Genomic DNA, 19,134 nt, shown 5'->3' with positions numbered 1-19,134 from the left:
GCTCACTCCTCGGTGATCGGGCGGGTGCCCACGATACGCAGCCCGTAGGCGTCGAGCCCGACATAGCGTGTGGCGGGCGAGTCGGTGAGCAGGATCAGGTCATGCAGCCCCATCGACGACAGGATCTGCGAGCCCAGCCCGACCTGGCGCACGGTGCGCGGGCCGTCCTCGTCGTCGTCCAGCAGCAGCGTGGCGCGCGGGTCGCGGAACAGGCAGACCGCGCCGCGCCCCTCGGCGGCAACGATCTTCATCGCGCGCTCCACCTGATCGGCGGGGCCGGGGCCCAGGCCCAGCACATCCTCCAGCGCATGCAGCGAATGGGTGCGCACCAGCACTGGCTCGGGCGTGGTGATGTCGCCCTTGGTCAGCACCACATGCTCGGTGCCCTTGGTGCGGTCTGTGAAGACGCGCATCGTCCAGTCGCCGCCATAGGACGAGCGCACCGGACGCCGGTCGGTCTCGGTGACCAGATTGTCGTGGCGGCGGCGATAGGCGATGAGATCCGAGATCGTGCCGATCTTCATGCCGTGGCGCCGGGCGAAGGCGACCAGGTCGGGCAGCCGCGCCATGGTGCCGTCCTCGTTCATGATCTCGCAGATCACCCCCGATGGGTTGAGGCCCGCCAGCCGGGCCACGTCCACCGCGGCTTCGGTATGTCCGGCCCGCACCAGCACGCCGCCATCCTGCGCGCGCAGCGGAAACACATGGCCCGGCGTGGCGATATCGGCCGCGGTGGTGCCCGGATCGGTCGCGACCGCCACGGTGCGCGCGCGGTCATGCGCCGAGATGCCGGTGGTGACGCCCTCGCGCGCCTCGATCGAGACGGTGAAGGCGGTCTCGTGGCGCGAGGCGTTGTAGGACGCCATGAGCGGCAGGCCCAGCGCGTCGATCCGCGCGCCGGTCAGCGCCAGGCAGATCAGCCCGCGGCCGTATTTGGCCATGAAGTTGATTGCGTCCGGGGTGGCCATCTGCGCCGGTATCACCAGATCGCCCTCGTTCTCGCGGTCCTCGTGATCAACGAGGATGAACATCCGGCCGTTGCGCGCGTCCTCGATGATCTCCTCGATCGAGGAAATCGCGCCGGAATAGTCTTGCCGGTCCTGTTCCTGGCTGTCCGTGCTCATGGCGATTCACCTCTGCGCTTTCCGCTTGGCCAGATAGAACATTCCGCGGCCACTGACCAGAGCCACGGGCCGCGAGGACACGCCCGTCGGGGCGGGCAGCCCGCCGCCCGGCGCGACAATGCGCGGTAAGTTTCAGGCTTTCGCCCAACTGGTGACACAATGGGGCGGGATCACTGACCGCAAAGTTCTGTCGATTGTCGTGGAGTTTCGCCGTGACCATGACCGCTTCCGAGACCGGGCGCCGCAACCCGGATCTCCAGGGTTTCATGAAAAGACACGGGCTGTTCGCCGGGCTCATCGGCGTTCATTCCCTGGCGGCGATGACCACCGCCCGGTTTCTGGGCCTGGCCTATGACAACACCCTGATGCAATCGCTCGCCACGCTTTTCGGCGTGATGATTCCGCTTTTCCTGATGATCCTGTGCGTCCGGACGCTTCTGTTGATGGCTGTGTTCGAACGGCCCGCCCGTCCGCTGGACGCCTTTGTGGGCAAGATCCGCGGCGTGCTGGTCGACCCCGAGCGCATGATCGGCGGCGCCTTCGCGCTCTTCTGCCTCGTCGTTTTCTTCGATAGCTTCACCTATTTCAAGACCGTCATTCCCCATGTCCAGCCCTTCGACTGGGACGTGGCCTTCGCCGAGTTCGACCGGCTGCTGCATTTCGGCTACCACCCGTATGAGCTACTCAAGCCACTCCTGGGCACACCGGAGATGACCACCTTCATCAACGGAGTCTACCATTTCTGGCTCTTCCTGACGTATTTCGTGCTTTTCCTCGTGTGTTTTTCGGTGACCGACCAGCGCCGGCGGATGACCTTCCTTTTGGCTTTCGTCCTGACCTGGGCCATCGGCGGCAATCTCCTCGCGATGGCGTTCTCCTCCGCCGGGCCGGTCTATTACCAGGGACTGGGTTTCGGGGAGACGTTCGTGCCGCTGATGGACATGCTCAACCGATTCAACGAAGTCAGCCCGGTCTGGGCGCTGAACGTGCAGGATCTGCTCTGGGAGGGCTACCTTCGCGACGACCGGCTGGCAGGCGGCATTTCGGCGATGCCCAGCATGCACCTGGCCTCCTCGACGCTGCTGGCGCTCTGCGGTTTCGCCTATGCGCGCTGGGCTGGGCTGCTGCTCAGCCTCTTCACATTCCTGATCCTGCTCGGATCGGTGCATCTCGGCTGGCATTACGCTGTGGACGGCTATGCCGGGATCATCCTGGCGATCCTGTGCTGGAAACTGGCGGCGCGGCTCTCCCGCCACCAGCCCGCGAATGCGCAGGAAAAGGCGGTGGAGACCACGCTCTAGCCGCGCGCCGCTATGCCCAGTCCCTGAGCCGCGCGACGTAGCGCGCCAGCGTGTCGATCTCCAGATTGACGGCGTCGCCCACCGCCGCCTCGCCCCATGTGGTGACGTCCTTGGTGTGCGGAATGAAATTGATCCCGAAACTGGTGCCTTCCACCTCGTTCACTGTCAGCGACGTGCCGTTGAGCGCCACCGAGCCCTTGGGCGCGATGAACCGCGCCAGCGCCTCGGGCGCGCGCAGCGTGACGCGGGTGCTGTCGCCCTCGTCGGCCAGCGCGGTGATTTCCGCGATCCCGTCCACATGGCCCGAGACGATATGCCCGCCCAGCTCGTCGCCCACGCGCAGCGCGCGTTCCAGATTGACCCGCGCGCCGGGTTTCCAGCGCGCCAGGTTGGTCCTCGAGACGGTCTCGGCGGAGATATCCACCTCGAACCAGTCCTGCCCGTCGCGTCCCAGCGCCACCACCGTCAGGCAGACCCCATCGCAGGCGATGGAGGCGCCGATGTCGATTGTGGCGGTGTCATAGCCGGTGGCGATGCGCGCGCGCAGATCGCCGCGCCGCTCCAGCTCCAGGATGGTGCCGGTATCGGTGATGATGCCTGTGAACATGGCGCCGGGCCTTTCGTGACTGTCCGCAGGCAGGCGTAGCGGCTGTGCGTCCGGCAGGCAAGAGGCTGCGGCCCGGACCTATCCTGGCCGCGCTCGGGCAGGAGCAGACGCGGAATATGCAGAAATGGCTACACAAATGCCGGAAAAATACCGGAAAATTCGTCGATTCTGATGACATGGCCCGGCGGTTCGGGCAACAGTTCCGGCGCGGCAGGGGCGGCAGGTGGAGAAGCGGCAATATGGGCATGGTATCCGGGGCAGGGCGCAGCTTCCTGTTTTTGCAGGGCCCGCACGGACCGTTCTTCGACCAGCTTGGCCGGATGCTGCTCAGCGCCGGCGCGCGCGTCCACCGCGTGGGCTTCAATCGCGGCGATCAGGTCTTCTGGCGCGATCACGCCAGCTATACCCCTTTCACAGGCCGACCCGATGAATGGCCGGCGGCGCTGCGCGCGCTGCTCACCCGCCACGGCGTCACCGATCTGGTGCTCTATGGCGATACCCGCCCGGTCCATGCCGCTGCGGTCCAGGGCGCGCGCCAGGCCGGGATTACCGTCCACTGTTTCGAGGAAGGCTATCTGCGGCCCTACTGGGTGACCTATGAGCGCGGCGGCGTGAACGGCCATTCGCGGCTCATGGACATGCCGGTTGCGCAGATGCAGGCGCAACTCAGGGGGCGCGACCTCGACCTGCCGGATGCACCGCCGCGCTGGGGCGACATGCGCCAGCATGTCTTCTATGGCGCGCTCTATCATTTCCATGTGCTGACCCGGAACCGCCGCTACGCCAATTTCCGGCCGCATCGCAGCCTGACCGTCGCGCAGGAATTCCGGCTCTATCTCCTGCGCCTGCTGGCAATCCCGCGCCACGCCCTGCAACGCACGATCGCAACCCGGCGGATCAAGCAGGGCGGCTTCGCCTATCACCTGGTGCTTCTGCAACTGGGGCACGACGCATCTGTCCAGAGCCACAGCCCCTTCACCTCGATGACCGGGTTTGTCGATATCTGCCTCGAAGGTTTCGCGCGGGGTGCGCCGACGCATCATCACCTGGTCATCAAGGCCCATCCGCTGGAGGACGGGCGCCAGCCCCTGCGACGCGAGGCCATGCGCAAGGCGCGCGCGCTGGGCATTGCGGAGCGCGTGCATTTCGTGCGCGGCGGCAAGCTGGCGGCGCTTCTGGATCAGGCGCGAAGCTGCGTGACGATCAACTCTACCGCGGCGCAACAGGCGCTCTGGCGCGGGGTGCCGGTGCGCGCCTTCGGCCGCGCCGTCTATTGCAAGCCGGAGTTCCTGTCCGACCAGCCGCTGGAAGAGTTCTTCGCCGACCCCGACCTGCCCGACACTCGCGCCTATCGCAGCTACCGCCACTACCTGATGGAAACCAGCCAGGTTCAGGGCGGCTTCTATTCCGCCCGCGGACGCCGCCAACTCCTGCGTCGGGTCACCGACATGCTGCTGGCTGAACACGATCCCTATGACGCGCTTTTCCGGGGCGACGCGGCGCCGGCGCAACAATTGCGCGTGGTCCGGTGATTCGCCTTTAAGTGACTGGCTTTTTTCAAGCCTTTTCTGTAGGCTCTCCGAAAAACATAAGGCAGGAACGAGCAGTAAGGAGCCTTGCCGTGAAAATGCGTGTGGTGAAGGGGGCCAGGATTCTGGTCCTCGTGGTGCTGGCGGGCACTGTGGCGGGTTGCGGATTGCCTCGTTCGGGGCCCAGCAAGCGCGAGATCTATTCGGGCTCCGTGCAGCGGCAGGGCAATGCCTTCGTGGTTTCGGTCAATGACCGCGTGACCCGCGCAACGGCGGTGACGCCGGAACTGGGCTTCTCGCCCGCCTTCCTGAATGCCAGGCAGTTGGGGTCGGACACGATCCGGCCCGGCGATGTCCTCGCTATGACCGTCTACGAGAATGTCGAGCAGGGGCTGCTCAGCGTCGGTGCGCCGGGTGGCGGATCGGGCGGCACGCCGCTGACCGAGGTGCAGGTCGATGGCACCGGCCATATCTTCATTCCCTATGCCGGGCGCATCCGCGCGGCGGGCAACACGCCCGAGGAACTGCGCCGGATCATCACCCGGAAGCTCGATCCGCAGACCCCCGATCCGCAGATCATGGTGGCGCGCGCCGCAGGCGACGGGTCCACCATCAGCATCGTGGGCGGCGTGGCCGGGCAGGGCGTCTATCCGATCGAACGCTCCACCCGGACCCTGACCGCGATGATCGCGCGCGCGGGCGGCATCGGCCCCGCGATGGAGTCCGAGACGACCAAGGTCACGGTGATCCGCGGCAAGGAGCGCGGCACGGTCTGGCTGGAGGATCTGTTCCAGGAACCCGATCTCGACATCGCGCTGCGGCCCGGCGACCGGATCATCGTGGAACAGGACACGCGCGCTTTCACCGCGATGGGCGCGACCGGCGCGCAGACCCGCGTGCCCTTCGACTCGCCCGATCTCTCGGCGCTGGAGGCGATCGCGCAGGTCGGCGGGCTGAACTCCAACCTCGCCGATCCGACCGGCGTCTTCGTTCTGCGCGACGAGCCCGCGCCGGTGGCCAATGCGGTTCTGGGCCGCGACGACCTGATCGGGTTGCAGCGGATGGTCTATGTACTCGACCTGACCGAGACCAACGGCATGTTCGAGGCCCGCGACTTCCTGATCCGCGACGGCGACACGGTCTATGTCACCGAGGCGCCCTATGTGCAGTGGATCAAGGTTCTCGGGGCGCTCACGGGTTCGATCACCTCGGTCAACTCGGCCACGCAACTCGCCTCGCAGTGAGGCGGCGGCGTGACGGCGCCGGGTCCTGACGAGCCTGCCGCCGGGACGGTGCTGCCCCGGCGGCTATTCGTCTATAGCGGCGGGTTTCTGACCGGCCGGCGCATCCGGCGCATCCTGACGCTTGCTGGTCATGAACTGCGCCTGGGGTTGCCGGGGCCGGGGGACGGCGTCGCGGTCTGGGGCGCGGGTCCGACATCGCGCCGGGGTGCCTGGGTGGCGGCGCAGCGCGGCGTGCCGCTCGTGCGGGTCGAGGACGCCTTCCTGCGCTCGGTCCTGCCGGGACGCGCGGGCGGCCTGCCGATCGGGCTGATGCTTGACGGGCGGGGCCTTCATTGCGATGCCTCCGCAGCCAGTGACCTGGAGAAAATGCTGGTACATGCGCCGCTCGACGATCCCGCGCTCCTCGCGCGGGCCGAGGCCGGCATCGCCCGGATGCGCGCCGCGCATCTGTCGAAATACTGCGCCTGCGATCCCGCGCTCGACCCGCCCGATCCGGGCTATGTGCTGGTCGTGGACCAGACCCGCGGCGATGCCTCGATCCGGCTGGGCGGGGCGGATGCGGAGACATTCGCACAGATGCTGGAGGCCGCACGGGCCGAGCATCCCGACGCCGGCATCGTGATCAAGACCCATCCGGAGACCGCGCGCGGCCTGCGCCCCGGCCATTTCGGCCCGGCGGATGCGGATGCGCGCACCACGCTCGTCGCCGCGCCGCTGTCGCCCTGGCGGCTGCTCGATGGGGCGGCGGCGGTCTATACGGTGTCCTCGCAACTCGGGTTCGAGGCGATCCTGGCCGGGCACCGGCCGCAGGTCTTCGGCCAGCCCTTCTATGCCGGCTGGGGGCTCAGCGCGGATCGCCGGCCGGTCGCGCGGCGCGGGCGCAAGCTGACGCCCGCGCAGCTCTTCGCGGCCGCCATGCTGGAGATGCCCGTCTGGTACGACCTCCACGCCGATGCGCCGGGGAGTTTCGAGACCGCCTGCGACACGCTGGAGGCCGAGGCGCGCGCCTGGCGCGAGGATCGCGCGGGCTATGTCGGGCTGGGCATCCGGCTCTGGAAGCGGGGGCACATGCAGCGTGTCTTCGGCGGTTTCGGGCCGGGGCTGCGCCACGCCCGCGACGCGGATCAGGCGCTGGCGCTTGCCGCGCGGACGGGACGGCGCCTGATGGTCTGGGCGGGGAAGGAGCCGCCGGGTCTGGCCGCACGCGCCGCGCAGGCCGGGGTGCCGCTTCTGCGGGTGGAGGACGGTTTCCTGCGCTCGCGCGGGTTGGGGGCGGAACTGGTGCCGCCGCTCTCGCTTGTATCCGACGATCTGGGCATCTACTACGATCCGGCGTGTGAAAGCCGGCTGGAGCGGCTGATTGCGGCCTCGGACGCGCTGCCGCAGCCGGCACGGGCGCGGGCGGAGGCGCTGATCGCACGCCTGCGCGCGGGCGGCGCGAGCAAGTACAACACCGGCGCGCACGACCTGCCCGACCTGCCACGGGACCGCAAGGTCGTGCTGGTGCCTGGACAGGTGGAGGACGACGCGTCGATCCTGTGCGGTGCGGGCGAGACGCGCAGCAATCTGGGACTGCTGAACGCAGTGCGGGCCGCGCGCCCGGACGCGCTGATCCTCTACAAGCCGCACCCGGATGTGGAGGCCGGTCTCAGGGCGGGTGCCGTGGACGAGGCTGACGCGCTGGCGCTGGCCGATCTCGTTCTGCGCGGTACCGCGCCCGCGCCGCTCCTCGCGGTCGCGGACGAGGTCTGGACGATGACCTCGCTCCTGGGTTTCGAGGCGCTGTTGCGCGGCGTCCCGGTGCATTGCCTGGGCGCGCCCTTTTATGCGGGCTGGGGGCTGACCGAGGATCACGGGCCGGTGCCCGAGCGCCGCCGCGCGCGTCCCTGTCTGACCGGCCTGACTCATGCCGCGCTGATCGGCTATCCGCGCTATTTCGATCCCCTCACCGGGCGCGCCTGTCCCGTGGAGGTCGTGCTCGACCGGCTGGAGACCGGCGGTTTCACGACCGGCGGTCCCGGCAACCGCACGCTCTCGAAAATTCAGGGCCTGCTCGCCTCGCAGGCGCATCTCTGGCGTCGGCGGTGAATCGCCGATGGCCTTGCAGGTGAGTCGCGCGGAAGGCGAGTGTTTCGGAAACAAAAAATTCCATAAAAGATAACTGTGGGCCTGTCGTATACAATAGGGTCCGGTCAATTGTGGCAATTCTGGGTCCGACGCTACATCACGAGGATGTAATTTTACCACGGTCAACCTGAAAACGTTCAGAAAAACAATGGCCTGAGAAACAGTCCTGCGGAAACATCTGCGATTGCCGCGTGCTTATGAAATTGAAAAAGCCTTAAGACGTGGCATATTTCCGCCTAGGGGGCGCTAACCATGGATACGGAGTAGCGTTAATGTCTGTCTCTGGACCTTATCTGTCGATCAACCGCAATCTGCGCGACCGGGTGAAACCGGGCATCGTGCGTATTGCCGTCCCCACGCTGCGCGGGTTTCGCATTCCCCGGAGCGAGAAACTCAAATCCTTGTCGAACGGCCTGACCAAATCCGAGATGGTCGATCTGTTCCGGTCGGACCTGCATGACGGGGCGCGCCGCCACCCGGCCAAGTAACCCTGCGCCGACGCTAACTCTGCGTCACCCAATGATGCATGATGTCGCCGCCGATGGCGCGCGAGGCGTGAAGCTGAAACCGGGGCGCCTCCCCCAGGGTCGAAAGGCCGAGAGGCCCCGTCGCCGGGCGGCCATCCGCACCCAGCGCCATGCCGGCGGTGAACCCGATCAATTCATCGACGAGCCCCCCGCCCAGGAGCGAGGCCGCCAGTGTCCCGCCGCCTTCGCAAAAGACCCGCGTAAGCCCGGCATCGCCGAGTTTCCCCAGCACATCCCCCATATCCAGCCATCCATCCGCCCCCGCCGCGCAGGCCAGCGTCGTGGCACCCGCGTCGCGCCAGGCGCGCACCGCCGCGTCCGGCGCTTCCGGCCCGTGGCATATCCACAGCGGCGCATCGTCCAGGCTGCGGCCCAGGCGGCTCTCGGGCGTTAGGCTCAGCCGCGTGTCGCAGACGATTCGGACCGGCTGACGCACCGGCCCCATGCCGCGCACCGTGAGCAGCGGGTCGTCGGCCCGTGCCGTGCCGGCGCCGACCATCACCGCGTCGTGCCGCGCCCGGAGAGCATGGACCATGCGCCGCGCCTCGGACCCGGTGATCCATCGGCTCTCGCCCGCCGCGGTGGCGATGCGCCCGTCGAGCGTGGTGGCGAGTTTCAGCGTCAGCATCGGGCGGCCCTGCGTCACGCGCGTCAGGAAACCGCGATGGTCGTGGCGGGCGGCAGCTTCGCCCGGCCCCGTCTCCACCGCGATGCCCGCCGCGCGCAGCACCGCATGGCCGCCGCCCGCGACCCGCGGGTCGGGATCCTCCAGCGCGGTGACGACGCGCGCCACGCCCGCCGCGGCCAGCGCCTCGGCGCAGGGCGGCGTCACGCCGTGGTGGGCGCAGGGCTCCAGGGTGACATAGGCGGTCGCACCCCGCGCGGCGGCGCCGGCCTGCGCCAGCGCCACAGTCTCTGCATGCGGCCGCCCGCCGGGCTGTGTCCAGCCGCGCCCGACCAGGCGGTTTCCCGCCACGACCACGCAGCCCACCGCCGGGTTCGGCCAGACCTTGCCCATGCCGCGCGCGCCCAGCGACAGCGCAAGCGCCATCCAGCGCGCGTCGGCGGCCTGGCTCATGCCTTTTCTTCGGGGGGGTCCGGCGGGCGCAGTTCCGACATGAAGTCCTCGAAATCCTCGACCGCCTGGAAATTCTTGTAGACGCTGGCGAAACGCACATAGGCCACCGTGTCGATCCGGGCCAGCGCCTCCATCACGATCTCGCCGATGGTGTTGGAGGGAATGTCGGTCTCGCCCATGCTCTCCAGCCGCCGCACGATGCCGGAGATCATCTGGTCCATGCGTTCCGGGTCCACCGGGCGCTTCTGCAACGCGATCCGGATCGAGCGTTCCAGCTTGTCGCGGTCGAAATCCTCGCGCCGTCCGTTGCTCTTGATGACCACCAGGTCGCGCAGCTGCACCCGCTCATAGGTGGTGAAACGTCCCGAGCAGGCCGGGCAGAATCGCCTACGCCGGATGGCGACGTGGTCTTCGGCGGGGCGCGAGTCCTTCACCTGGGTGTCGATATTTCCGCAAAACGGGCAGCGCATGGCCCCTCCCTTGGTGGTCGTCCACACATATCCACATCGACTATAAGTCACCCGCGAGAGATTGGGTAGGGGCGAATTGCGCCCCCTATATGCTGATAGGCCGGACCGGGCTTGCAGCCGCCCCGGTGGGCTGCTCTGATAAGCAGGGACAAGACGGGGGAACAGCATGGCCGAGGACGAGGACCGGGGCGGCGAGGCGCCGTGCTATGCGCATCTTTTCGAGGACGGGGCGGATGCCGCGGCGCTGCGCGACGTGGCGCGCTGGCGCAAGGCGGAACGCGCCCGGCTGATCGCGGCCCGGCAGGCGCTTCCGGTGGCCGACCGGCAGGCCGCAGACCGCAGGCTGGCCGAGGAACTGGACCGCCGTCTGCCCGAAAGCGCCGGCGCGGTGATCGCGCTCTACTGGCCGTTCCGGGGCGAGCCCGACCTGCGCGGATGGGCCGCGGCGCGCCGCGACGCGGGCGCCCGGCTGGCCCTGCCCGTGGTGGTGGAGAAGGCCGCGCCGCTCATCTTCCGCGCCTGGGAACCCGGTATGGCGCTGGAGCGCGGTATCTGGAACATTCCCGTCCCACCCGCCGATGCGCCGGAGTTGCGCCCCGATATCGTGATCGCCCCGGTGGTCGGCCTGGGCGAGGGCAATTTCCGGCTGGGCTATGGCGGCGGCTACTACGACAGGACGCTGGCTGGGTTGAAGGCCGCGGGGGCGGCTCCACATGTCATCGGGGTCGGCTACGGGATACAGGTGATCGACACGATCTTCCCGCAGCCCTTCGATGTTCCGATGACCGAGGCGGTGATCGTGCCGGTCTGATCCGGCCGCCCGCCCGCATCATTCTTCAGGAGGTCACGACATGGGCGACAGAACGCTTTTCATCACCGGCGCATCTTCGGGGATCGGGGCCGCCACGGCGCGCGCGGCGGTCGCCGCGGGCTGGCGTGTGGGGCTCATGGCGCGCAGCCGCGACAAGCTCGACGCGCTGGCGGCGGAGCTGGGCGGCGACGCGGCGATGGCCCTGCCGGGGGACGCCACCGATCTGGGCGCGCAGCAGAACGCCGTCGCGCGGCTGGTCGACCGCTTCGGGCGGCTCGACGCGGCCTTCGCCAATGCCGGCCGCGGCAGCAGCGCCGCCGGGACCGAGGCCGGCCGCCCCGAGGAATGGGAGGCGATGGTCGCGCTCAACATCACCGCGCTTCTCTGGACCGCCAAGGCGGCGATGCCGGAGCTGCGCAAGCGCAAGGGGCACATGCTGCTGACCGGCTCGGCGGCGGGGCGACGCGCCATCGCGGGGTCGGTCTATGGCGCCACAAAATGGTTCGTGCACGGCTACGGCGCCAACCTGGCCGAGGAAATGGCCGAATGGGGCGGCCGCTGCACGGTGATTGCGCCGGGGATGGTCGATACGCCCTTTTTCGACGAGCCCAAGCCCGACAAGCTTCAACCCGAGGACGTGGCGAATGCCGTTGTCTATGCGCTCGACCAACCCGCCCGCGCGGCGGTGCGCGAGGTCTTCCTGATGCCCAATCCGGCGGCACTGGGCTGAGGTCCGCCGCAGGATTTCGGCCCGTGCGGTGAGGTGTGGTAGGATGGAACCGCAACGGAAGGAATGCCGTTGGTCTCAGGAGTCGAGAAAAAGGAGGACATCGCCATGAGTGTTGCACGAGTTACCGAGATATCCGCCACCTCCACCAAGAGTTTCGACGACGCGGTGACGGAAGGCATAGAACGCGCCTCCAAGACGTTGCGCGGGATCACCGGCGCCTGGGTCAAGGAACAACGGGCGCAGGTCGAGAACGGCAAGGTCACGCAGTTTCAGGTCAACATGATGGTGACCTTCGTGCTCGACGACTGACGCCCGCGCGTCAGGCCAGATGCGCGGCGACCTCGCGGTTGCGCGGCGCATCGCGGTGCTCGACCAGATAGATACCCTGCCAGGTGCCCAGCACCGGTTGTCCGCCGCGCACCGGGATCGACAGGCTGACCGGCAGCAGCGCCGCCTTGATATGGGCGGGCATGTCGTCGGGGCCTTCGGTGCGGTGGGTGAGGTACTCCATCGCCGGGTCGTCCGCATGGGGCGCCAGCCGGCGCAGGAAGGCCAGCAGGTCGCGTTGTACGGCCGGGTCGGCGTTCTCCTGGATCAGGAGGCTGGCGGAGGTGTGCCGGATGAAAAGCGTGAGCAGCCCGTCATCCGCCCCGCGCGTCCAGCCGGTGACCTGCGAAGTGAACTCGTAGAGGCCGGGACCGTCCGTCCGGAGCGTGAAGACCGTCTGCATGGGGCCAGCCTGCGGATTTCCCCGCGCCGATGCAAGGCTTGCATGACGGGCTTGCATGAGGGGCGGCCCGGATGCTGGGATAGGGCGGGCCGATGACAGGGAGAGGAAAGATGGAAAAGGATTGCGTGGCGATCAGAACCCGGATCACCGGCCGCGTGCAGGGCGTGTCGTTCCGGGCCTGGGCCAGGGGCCAGGCCGAGGCGCACGGCCTGACGGGCTGGGTCCGCAACGAGGATGACGGGTCGGTGCTGGCCTTCCTTCAGGGGCGCAAGGCCGACGTGGCCGCGATGGTCCATGCGCTCGACGAAGGGCCGGGCGCGGCCGTGGTGCAGAACATCGAGACCGAGGAGGCCGAGCCCAGCGACGGGCTGCGCAGCTTCGATATCACAGGGTAGGGGCCGGGAAGTGCTCTCCCGCAACCCAAGGCCGTGGAAAACGATCCTGAGAACTGGTGAGCTTCCGCGACCGTCTCGGGGTCAGTCGTGATATCGGCACTGGATAGTCTCCAACGCAGTCGCGCTGGCCCGGTAGATCAGATGATGTTCGCGGTCGATGCGGCGGGACCAGATCTGGCTTTACCAAAACGCCAGGCCGCCGGGACGATCCGACGCTTGCCCAGCAGCGCGCAAGGCGCCCCACGATTTCGGGCAGGGCGCTTTCCTACCGTTTCAAGCGGGAGGTCGTCGAGGTCAACACCTCATTTGGGGATGCAACTTCCCGCAAACCAAGCTCTTTCAGTTCACCGAAATTACCCTGAAAATCCTTCGTGTTGGTCGTTACAAAGATATCGCGGTCATCGTTGATGTGTGTCCACAAAGTATGAACGTCGCACCAAGCATTGCGCCACTTCTTGTATTGAGGTGACCAAAGAGTTTCCTGCGAAACAGATGTTGGAAGTTTGCGCTCAATGCCCGGACAGATGACGTTCCAAAGTGCATTGATTTCATTGTTAAATGTTTCGTCGGCCAATTTGGATAAGCCAATATAGCTCAAGCCAACAACACAAGGACCGAGAACAATCGAGAGATCATCCCACCCCAGCGCCGATATGCGTCGCCTGAACTGCTTGCCGCTCGCAGGAAACGATTTCGATTCCTTAAGTGTCTCCGATGCTGATACGGTCGTTATGCCAACATCGAGAACACCAGACCGATGCAACTCTACTAGTTTACGGATGTAGATACCCTGTTCCTCGGCACATTCGGCTGCAATTACGCAGTTCCAATCGAAGGTGCAGGACTTCACTGATCCAGGAAACTCCGCAACTTCCGTGACCGGCTCGGATGCTTCAGCTTCCGCAGCGCCTTGGCCTCGATCTGCCGGATGCGTTCCCGCGTCACCGAGAACTGCTGGCCCACTTCCTCCAGCGTGTGGTCGGTGTTCATGCCGATGCCGAAGCGCATGCGCAGCACCCGTTCCTCGCGCGGGGTGAGCGATGAGAGCACCCGCGTCGTGGTTTCCTTCAGGTTCTCCTGAATGGCGCTGTCCAGCGGCAGGACGGCGTTCTTGTCCTCGATGAAATCGCCGAGCTGGCTGTCTTCCTCGTCGCCGATGGGAGTTTCCAGAGAAATCGGCTCCTTGGCGATCTTCATCACCTTGCGGACCTTCTCCAGCGGCATTTGCAGCTTCTCGGCCAGCTCTTCCGGCGTCGGTTCCCGCCCGATCTCGTGGAGCATCTGGCGGCCGGTGCGCACCAGTTTGTTGATCGTCTCGATCATGTGGACCGGAATGCGGATGGTGCGCGCCTGATCCGCGATGGAGCGGGTGATCGCCTGGCGGATCCACCATGTTGCGTAGGTCGAGAACTTGTAGCCCCGGCGATATTCGAATTTGTCCACCGCCTTCATCAGGCCGATATTGCCTTCCTGAATGAGATCAAGGAATTGCAGGCCGCGGTTGGTGTATTTCTTGGCGATAGAAATGACCAGCCGCAAGTTGGCCTCGACCATTTCCTTCTTGGCCTGCCGGGCCTCCTTCTCGCCCTTCTGGACCTGGTTCACGATGCGCCGGAATTCCTCGATGTCGAGGCCGATATACTGCCCGACCTGGGCCATTTCGGAGCGCAGCTCCTCCACCTTGTCGCGGGAGCGTTCGACCAGTGCCTGCCAGCCCCGGCCCGGCTTCTCGGCCATCCGGTCCATCCAGTTCGGGTCGAGCTCCGAGCCGCGATAGGCGTCGATGAATTCGCGCCGGTTGATGCGCGCCTGGTCGGCGAGCTTCACCATCGCGCTGTCGATGGACATGATGCGCCGGTTGATGCCGTAAAGCTGGTCGATCAGCGCCTCGATGCGGTTGTTGTGCAGGTGCAGCCCGTTCACCAGTTCGACGATCTCGGCGCGCAGGGCCTGGTATTCCGTCTCCTCGGCCTTGGAGAAGGAGCTGTCCTCGTTCAGCGTCGCCGACAGGCGGTTGTCCTGCATCTCCGACAGGCGCGTGTAATCCGCGGCCATCCGGTCGAGCATCTCCAGCACGCGGGGCTTGAGTGCTGCCTCCATTGCGGCCAGCGACATGCCGGCCTGCTCGTCGTCGTCCTCGTCGTCGTCGCTGTCGGTGCTGATCGGGTTGCCGTCGGCGTCCAGCTCCGGCTCCTCGGCGGCCTTCTTCTTCTCGGCCGCCGGCGCGGCGGAGGTGTTGGCCGCGCCGAGCCCGCCCACGACGCTGCCCTCGCCCTCGTCTTCCATGCCCGAGCCGAAGGTCGCCTCAAGGTCGATCACGTCGCGCAGCAGGATGTCCTCGGACAGCAACTCGTCACGCCAGATGGTGATCGCCTGGAAGGTCAGCGGGCTTTCGCAGAGCCCGGCGATCATCGTGTTGCGGCCGGCCTCGATGCGCTTGGCGATGGCGATCTCGCCCTCGCGGCTCAGCAGTTCGACCGAGCCCATCTCGCGCAGATACATGCGCACCGGGTCGTCGGTGCGGTCGAGCGTCTCGGAAGTGGAGGTGCTGACAGTCACCTCGCGGGAGGTGGAGGTCTCCACGACCTCGGTGGAGCCTTCGGCCTCCTCGTCGGCCTCCTCGGCCTCGATCACGTTGATGCCCATCTCGCTGAGCATCGACATCACGTCCTCGATTTGTTCGGAAGACACCTGATCGGGCGGCAAGACCTGGTTGAGCTGATCGTAGGTGATGAAGCCGCGCGTCTTGGCCTCGGCGATCATCTTCTTGACCGCAGCCTGGCTCATGTCGAGCATCACATGCGGGTCGGATTGCTCTTCGGGTTTCGCGGCTTCGGTGTCTTTGGCGGCCATGCGTGACTCCTCTGGCGCGGGACTGATTCGTTGGTCCCGACTTACAGCGAATCAATCCTGTGCACAGGTGATTCGCAATTCAATTCCCATTTTTTCCAAAACCCTGTGGTTTTGGTTATTCCTTGGACCCGGCGCGCCCGAGGTCGATGGTGCCTAGAAGGGCGTCGAGGGCCTCGCGTTCGCCGCGGTCGATACGCGCGCCGCTGGGGGCGATGTCGTACTCGGCCCGGTCGTCGGTGTTGGAACGCTGCGCGCGGTTCACGGCCTCTGCCGCCTGGCCAAGGCGCCAGGTCAGTTTCTCGTCGGACATCGCCGCCGCATCCTCCAGCGCCTCGTCGATCTCGCGCCGCGCGCCGCGGGTTGCCTTCAGCCTCGCCAAGTCTTCGGCCAGCGCCATCATGGCAAGCTCCCGGTCCTGCGGGTTGCGGATTGCAGGGGCGATCTGCACATGGCTGAGCGCCATCAGCTTTTCAAGGGCATCCGCGCACAGCGCGCCGGAAATCTTCTCGCGCAACGCTTCCGGGTCGGTCAGCCCGGCATGGCGCAGCAGCGCCTGTTGCAGCGCGCGGTGCTCGGGCGCCTGGCATTCCAGCGCCTCGAGTTCTCCCTCGAAGGTTTCCAGCAGGGCGGGATGGGTGACGAGCGTGGCCAGGATCACCGCTTCGCGCAGGCGCTCGGCCACCGCGCCCGGCCCGTCGCGGCCGAGGAGCGAATCGCGGGTCATCGGCATCGGCTGCGCGGGCGGGGTGCGGCGCGTCCAGCGTCCGCCCTTGCCCTGCTGCCAGCCGCCGCCCGGCTGCGTACCGCGGCGCGGCGCGGCGAAAAGCTCGGCCCGCAGGCGCTTCACCTCCTCGAAATAATGCGTGCGGATCGAGCCGTCGCGGATGCGTCCGATCACCGCCTTGAGCGCCGCGTCCAGCGCCGCGCGCCGTTCGGGGCTGTCGAAGACGCGGCCTTCGGTCTCGCGGCTCCAGAGCAGCCGCACCATCGGTTGCGCGGTCTCCACAAGCCGGCGCATCGCACCCGCTCCTTCCGCGCGGATCAGGTCGTCGGGGTCCTGGCCTTCGGGCAGCAGCGCGAAGCGCAGGCTCTGGCCCGCCTCCAGCAGCGGCAGGGCCAGGTCGATCACCCGGTGCGCCGCGCGCAGCCCGGCGCTGTCGCCGTCGAGGGCGATCACCGGCTCCGGCGCGATCCGCCACATGAGCTTGAGTTGGTCCTCGGTGATCGCCGTGCCCAGCGGCGCAACGGCGGCCTCCAGCCCCGCCTCGCAGAGCGCGATCACATCCATGTAGCCTTCGGTGACGATCAGTGGCTGGCCCTTGCCCGCGGCCTCGCGCGCGGGGCCGTGGTTGTAGAGCGTGCGGCCCTTGTCGAAGAGCGCCGTCTCTGGCGAGTTGAGGTACTTGGCGCGGGTGGCCTCGGACATCGCCCGCCCGCCGAAGGCGATGCAGCGCCCGCGCGCGTCGCGGATCGGAAAGACAATGCGGCCGCGGAACCGGTCATAGGGGGCGCCGCCATCGTCGGGCCGGGCCGCGAGCCCCGCGTCGATCACCAGATCGGCGGCCACGCCCTTGCCGGTAAGATGCGACCAGAGCGCCTGTCGCGCATCCGGGGCGAAGCCGATCCCGAAACGTTCCAGCGTTTCGGGCTTCAATCCCCGGCGGGTGAGGTAGTCGCGCGCCTCGGCCGCCGCCGCGGTCTGAAGCTGGGTGCGGTAGAAGCGCGCCGCGTCCTCCATCACCCCGATCAGCCGGGCGTTGCGGTCGATCTTCTCACGCGCCTGCGGATCGCGTGCCGGCATCTCCATCCCCGCCTCGCGGGCGAGGATCTCGATGGCCTCCATGAAGCCCACGTTTTCCGTCTCCTGCACGAAGGAGATCGCGTCGCCCTTCGCGTTGCAGCCGAAGCAGTAGTAGAAGCCCTTGCGGTCGTCGACATGGAAGGAGGCAGTCTTTTCCTGGTGAAACGGGCAGGGGGCCCACATGTCGCCCTTGGCCTGGTTGGACTTGCGGGTGTCCCAGATCACCTTGCGTCCCGCCACCTGCGAGATCGAGGTGCGCGAGCGAAGCTCGTCAAGGAAACCGGGGGGCAGACTCATGTACGGAATATCGGCCCCGACGGGCTGCAAGGCAAGGGTTCAGGCGCGGCTCATTGCGTCTTCAGACGGATACGCTGGCGTATTTCGCCGGTCTCGCGGTCGAAGACCAGGATTTCGTCGGCCTCGGTGACGACCGCGTACCAGTCGCGCCCCTGGGTGAAAGCGGCGGCGCGCGCGCCGTCGGGCAGGGTGATCGCTTCGGGCAGCTGCGCGGGAGCTTGCGCCACGGGGAAACGGATGACAATCAGCGCAACCAGCGTTACAAGCCCCGCGATCATCGTCACCATCAGCGCGATCACCAGACCTTTCAGGAGCTTCAGCCCGCGCGGCATCTCCATGTCTTCCGGAGCCTCGTCCATGAGCATCCCCCTTGCGCATCTATTGCGGGTCGAGATCGCCGCAGATCCCCCGCCGCGCCTTGATAAGGCGCTGAGCCGCGATGTGCCAGAGGAAGCGGCGCTGTCGCGCTCGCGCATATCCCGGCTGATCGCCGAGGGCGCGGTGTCGCGCGGCGGGCAGGTCGTGACCGATCCGCGCGCGCGCACCAAGGCAGGCGAGGTCTGGGAAATCGCGCTGCCCGACCTGGAGGAGATCGAGGCCGGGCCCGAGCCGATCGCGCTCGACATCGTGCATGAGGACGCCGACCTGATCGTGATCGACAAGCCCGCCGGTATGGTCGTGCATCCCGCGCCCGGCGCCTGGACGGGCACGCTGGTCAATGCCCTGATGCACCATTGCGGAACGAGCCTGTCGGGGATCGGCGGGGCGAAGCGGCCCGGCATCGTCCACCGCATCGACAAGGACACCTCCGGGCTGATCGTCGCGGCCAAGTCGGATCGCGCCCACCAGGGCCTCGCGGCGCAATTCGAGGCGCACAGCGTCTCGCGCCACTACCGTGCCGTCTGCATCGGGTTGCCTGACCGTGCGGACCCGCGCCTTGCCGGGTTGGCCGGCGTCGGGTTCGAGCCCGGCGGCGTGACCTCCGTGACCGCCGCCATCGCCCGCCACCGCACCGACCGGCAGCGCATGGCGGTCGTGACGCATGGCGGGCGCCGCGCCGTCACGCGCTTTCGCGTGCTGGAAGACTTCGGCCGGGCGGCGGCGCTGCTCGACTGCTGGCTGGAGACCGGGCGCACGCATCAGATCAGGGTCCACTTGGCGCATATTGGCCACGGGCTCCTGGGCGATCCGGTCTATGGCCGGCGCAAGCTGGCGCTCAAGGCTCTGCCGCCCGCGGCAGGGGAGGCCACGGCCTCTTTCCCGCGCCAGGCGCTCCACGCCGCGACGCTGGGCTTCGTCCATCCCGTCACCGGCGAAAGGCTGGAATTCTCCGCCCCCCTGCCGCCCGACATGACGGCATTGCTAAACGCGCTGCGGGGCGGGTAGTGGCGGTTGTCGTGGGTTTCACCAATCCTCGCGCCGCCACTTCCGCGTGAACGCATGTTTCAGGGTCTTTTTCACCTTGCGATGCAACCCCAGATGCCCGGAAAGCGTTGGAAATGCACCGCCC

At 67.3% G+C, this 19,134-nt stretch carries 20 protein-coding genes; 10 read left to right on the top strand and 10 right to left on the bottom strand.

Annotation, left to right across the window (positions count from 1 at the left end; all coding sequences use genetic code 11):
• Positions 1-2: 2 nt before the first annotated feature.
• Positions 3-1,124, bottom strand: a complete 1,122-nt coding sequence (gene ribB, locus DDZ14_RS05765) for a 3,4-dihydroxy-2-butanone-4-phosphate synthase (protein WP_109423998.1) — start codon at positions 1,122-1,124, stop codon at positions 3-5.
• A gap of 218 nt (positions 1,125-1,342) precedes the next feature.
• Here ribB and DDZ14_RS05760 point away from each other — a divergent pair, with 218 nt between their 5' ends.
• Complete coding sequence (locus DDZ14_RS05760; RefSeq protein WP_109423997.1) at positions 1,343-2,425, top strand: phosphatase PAP2 family protein; 1,083 nt, start codon at positions 1,343-1,345, stop codon at positions 2,423-2,425.
• Between the two features lie 10 nt (positions 2,426-2,435).
• Here the strand turns inward: DDZ14_RS05760 and DDZ14_RS05755 are convergent, their stop codons facing one another.
• Positions 2,436-3,032 carry a riboflavin synthase gene (locus DDZ14_RS05755; protein ID WP_109423996.1) on the bottom strand — a complete coding sequence of 199 codons (597 nt, stop codon included), beginning with the start codon at positions 3,030-3,032 and terminating at the stop codon, positions 2,436-2,438.
• A 239-nt stretch (positions 3,033-3,271) separates the two neighbouring features.
• Here DDZ14_RS05755 and DDZ14_RS05750 point away from each other — a divergent pair, with 239 nt between their 5' ends.
• The 4 genes from DDZ14_RS05750 (at position 3,272) to DDZ14_RS05735 (ending at position 8,420) form a co-directional block, all read left to right on the top strand.
• Positions 3,272-4,564, top strand: coding sequence for a capsule biosynthesis protein (locus DDZ14_RS05750; RefSeq protein ID WP_109424104.1), 1,293 nt, complete (start codon positions 3,272-3,274; stop codon positions 4,562-4,564).
• 95 nt (positions 4,565-4,659) lie between these two features.
• Positions 4,660-5,805, top strand: a complete 1,146-nt coding sequence (locus tag DDZ14_RS05745) for a polysaccharide biosynthesis/export family protein (protein WP_109423995.1) — start codon at positions 4,660-4,662, stop codon at positions 5,803-5,805.
• A 9-nt stretch (positions 5,806-5,814) separates the two neighbouring features.
• The gene (locus tag DDZ14_RS05740; RefSeq protein WP_109423994.1) at positions 5,815-7,893 is read left to right on the top strand and encodes a capsular polysaccharide biosynthesis protein; all 2,079 of its coding nucleotides are present in this window, start codon (positions 5,815-5,817) and stop codon (positions 7,891-7,893) included.
• A 311-nt stretch (positions 7,894-8,204) separates the two neighbouring features.
• A complete protein-coding gene (locus tag DDZ14_RS05735) occupies positions 8,205-8,420 on the top strand; it encodes a hypothetical protein (RefSeq protein WP_109423993.1) in 216 nt (71 codons plus the stop codon).
• A 13-nt stretch (positions 8,421-8,433) separates the two neighbouring features.
• Here the strand turns inward: DDZ14_RS05735 and ribD are convergent, their stop codons facing one another.
• Both ribD and nrdR read right to left on the bottom strand, forming a co-directional pair.
• The gene (ribD, locus tag DDZ14_RS05730) at positions 8,434-9,537 is read right to left on the bottom strand and encodes a bifunctional diaminohydroxyphosphoribosylaminopyrimidine deaminase/5-amino-6-(5-phosphoribosylamino)uracil reductase RibD (RefSeq protein ID WP_109423992.1); all 1,104 of its coding nucleotides are present in this window, start codon (positions 9,535-9,537) and stop codon (positions 8,434-8,436) included.
• A complete protein-coding gene (nrdR, locus tag DDZ14_RS05725) occupies positions 9,534-10,007 on the bottom strand; it encodes a transcriptional regulator NrdR (RefSeq protein WP_109423991.1) in 474 nt (157 codons plus the stop codon). Before nrdR ends, ribD begins: the two co-directional genes overlap by 4 nt.
• 166 nt (positions 10,008-10,173) lie before the next feature.
• On the opposite strand from nrdR, the gene DDZ14_RS05720 reads away from it, so the two are divergent.
• The 3 genes from DDZ14_RS05720 (at position 10,174) to DDZ14_RS05710 (ending at position 11,857) form a co-directional block, all read left to right on the top strand.
• Entirely contained in the window at positions 10,174-10,818 is a 645-nt protein-coding gene (locus DDZ14_RS05720) for a 5-formyltetrahydrofolate cyclo-ligase (RefSeq protein WP_109423990.1), read from the top strand.
• A gap of 40 nt (positions 10,819-10,858) precedes the next feature.
• On the top strand, positions 10,859-11,548 hold the full coding sequence (locus DDZ14_RS05715; RefSeq protein ID WP_109423989.1) for an SDR family oxidoreductase: 690 nt from the start codon (positions 10,859-10,861) through the stop codon (positions 11,546-11,548).
• 105 nt (positions 11,549-11,653) lie between these two features.
• Positions 11,654-11,857, top strand: coding sequence for a dodecin family protein (locus DDZ14_RS05710; protein ID WP_109424103.1), 204 nt, complete (start codon positions 11,654-11,656; stop codon positions 11,855-11,857).
• Between the two features lie 10 nt (positions 11,858-11,867).
• On the opposite strand, the gene DDZ14_RS05705 is transcribed toward DDZ14_RS05710, so the two are convergent.
• Entirely contained in the window at positions 11,868-12,278 is a 411-nt protein-coding gene (locus DDZ14_RS05705; RefSeq protein WP_109423988.1) for a secondary thiamine-phosphate synthase enzyme YjbQ, read from the bottom strand.
• A 110-nt stretch (positions 12,279-12,388) separates the two neighbouring features.
• On the opposite strand from DDZ14_RS05705, the gene DDZ14_RS05700 reads away from it, so the two are divergent.
• Complete coding sequence (locus DDZ14_RS05700) at positions 12,389-12,673, top strand: acylphosphatase (protein WP_109423987.1); 285 nt, start codon at positions 12,389-12,391, stop codon at positions 12,671-12,673.
• An 81-nt stretch (positions 12,674-12,754) separates the two neighbouring features.
• Here the strand turns inward: DDZ14_RS05700 and DDZ14_RS20240 are convergent, their stop codons facing one another.
• From DDZ14_RS20240 to DDZ14_RS05680, 5 genes are all read right to left on the bottom strand, one after another.
• The gene (locus DDZ14_RS20240) at positions 12,755-12,847 is read right to left on the bottom strand and encodes a type II toxin-antitoxin system YoeB family toxin (RefSeq protein WP_109424102.1); all 93 of its coding nucleotides are present in this window, start codon (positions 12,845-12,847) and stop codon (positions 12,755-12,757) included.
• Positions 12,848-12,938: 91 nt separating this feature from the next.
• Positions 12,939-13,523, bottom strand: a complete 585-nt coding sequence (locus DDZ14_RS19350; RefSeq protein WP_146193093.1) for a hypothetical protein — start codon at positions 13,521-13,523, stop codon at positions 12,939-12,941.
• On the bottom strand, positions 13,520-15,526 hold the full coding sequence (rpoD, locus tag DDZ14_RS05690) for an RNA polymerase sigma factor RpoD (RefSeq protein WP_109423986.1): 2,007 nt from the start codon (positions 15,524-15,526) through the stop codon (positions 13,520-13,522). The genes DDZ14_RS19350 and rpoD overlap by 4 nt, the downstream gene beginning before the upstream one ends.
• 115 nt (positions 15,527-15,641) lie before the next feature.
• A complete protein-coding gene (dnaG, locus tag DDZ14_RS05685) occupies positions 15,642-17,624 on the bottom strand; it encodes a DNA primase (protein ID WP_109423985.1) in 1,983 nt (660 codons plus the stop codon).
• A 50-nt stretch (positions 17,625-17,674) separates the two neighbouring features.
• On the bottom strand, positions 17,675-17,983 hold the full coding sequence (locus tag DDZ14_RS05680) for a DUF6476 family protein (RefSeq protein WP_109423984.1): 309 nt from the start codon (positions 17,981-17,983) through the stop codon (positions 17,675-17,677).
• On the opposite strand from DDZ14_RS05680, the gene DDZ14_RS05675 reads away from it, so the two are divergent.
• Positions 17,982-19,010, top strand: coding sequence for an RluA family pseudouridine synthase (locus tag DDZ14_RS05675; RefSeq protein WP_109423983.1), 1,029 nt, complete (start codon positions 17,982-17,984; stop codon positions 19,008-19,010). The two genes, DDZ14_RS05680 and DDZ14_RS05675, sit on opposite strands and share 2 nt — an antisense overlap.
• Positions 19,011-19,134 lie beyond the last annotated feature (124 nt).

Source organism: Maritimibacter sp. 55A14 (assembly GCF_003122205.1).
GTDB lineage: Bacteria > Pseudomonadota > Alphaproteobacteria > Rhodobacterales > Rhodobacteraceae > QEYE01.
This window is presented reverse-complemented; position numbering and strand designations above follow the sequence as displayed.

Excerpts from the sequence above, each read along its gene's own strand:
- DDZ14_RS05715 (WP_109423989.1), top strand. The coding sequence starts at position 10,859 with ATGGGCGACAGAACGCTTTTCATCACCGGCGCATCTTCGGGGATCGGG.
- DDZ14_RS05710 (WP_109424103.1), top strand. The coding sequence starts at position 11,654 with ATGAGTGTTGCACGAGTTACCGAGATATCCGCCACCTCCACCAAGAGT.
- DDZ14_RS05680 (WP_109423984.1), bottom strand. The coding sequence starts at position 17,983 with ATGGACGAGGCTCCGGAAGACATGGAGATGCCGCGCGGGCTGAAGCTC.
- dnaG (WP_109423985.1), bottom strand. The coding sequence starts at position 17,624 with ATGAGTCTGCCCCCCGGTTTCCTTGACGAGCTTCGCTCGCGCACCTCG.
- DDZ14_RS05705 (WP_109423988.1), bottom strand. The coding sequence starts at position 12,278 with ATGCAGACGGTCTTCACGCTCCGGACGGACGGTCCCGGCCTCTACGAG.
- DDZ14_RS05735 (WP_109423993.1), top strand. The coding sequence starts at position 8,205 with ATGTCTGTCTCTGGACCTTATCTGTCGATCAACCGCAATCTGCGCGAC.
- DDZ14_RS05745 (WP_109423995.1), top strand. The coding sequence starts at position 4,660 with ATGCGTGTGGTGAAGGGGGCCAGGATTCTGGTCCTCGTGGTGCTGGCG.
- ribD (WP_109423992.1), bottom strand. The coding sequence starts at position 9,537 with ATGAGCCAGGCCGCCGACGCGCGCTGGATGGCGCTTGCGCTGTCGCTG.
- rpoD (WP_109423986.1), bottom strand. The coding sequence starts at position 15,526 with ATGGCCGCCAAAGACACCGAAGCCGCGAAACCCGAAGAGCAATCCGAC.
- nrdR (WP_109423991.1), bottom strand. The coding sequence starts at position 10,007 with ATGCGCTGCCCGTTTTGCGGAAATATCGACACCCAGGTGAAGGACTCG.
- DDZ14_RS05760 (WP_109423997.1), top strand. The coding sequence starts at position 1,343 with ATGACCGCTTCCGAGACCGGGCGCCGCAACCCGGATCTCCAGGGTTTC.
- DDZ14_RS05700 (WP_109423987.1), top strand. The coding sequence starts at position 12,389 with ATGGAAAAGGATTGCGTGGCGATCAGAACCCGGATCACCGGCCGCGTG.
- ribB (WP_109423998.1), bottom strand. The coding sequence starts at position 1,124 with ATGAGCACGGACAGCCAGGAACAGGACCGGCAAGACTATTCCGGCGCG.
- DDZ14_RS05720 (WP_109423990.1), top strand. The coding sequence starts at position 10,174 with ATGGCCGAGGACGAGGACCGGGGCGGCGAGGCGCCGTGCTATGCGCAT.
- DDZ14_RS05675 (WP_109423983.1), top strand. The coding sequence starts at position 17,982 with ATGAGCATCCCCCTTGCGCATCTATTGCGGGTCGAGATCGCCGCAGAT.
- DDZ14_RS05755 (WP_109423996.1), bottom strand. The coding sequence starts at position 3,032 with ATGTTCACAGGCATCATCACCGATACCGGCACCATCCTGGAGCTGGAG.
- DDZ14_RS05750 (WP_109424104.1), top strand. The coding sequence starts at position 3,272 with ATGGGCATGGTATCCGGGGCAGGGCGCAGCTTCCTGTTTTTGCAGGGC.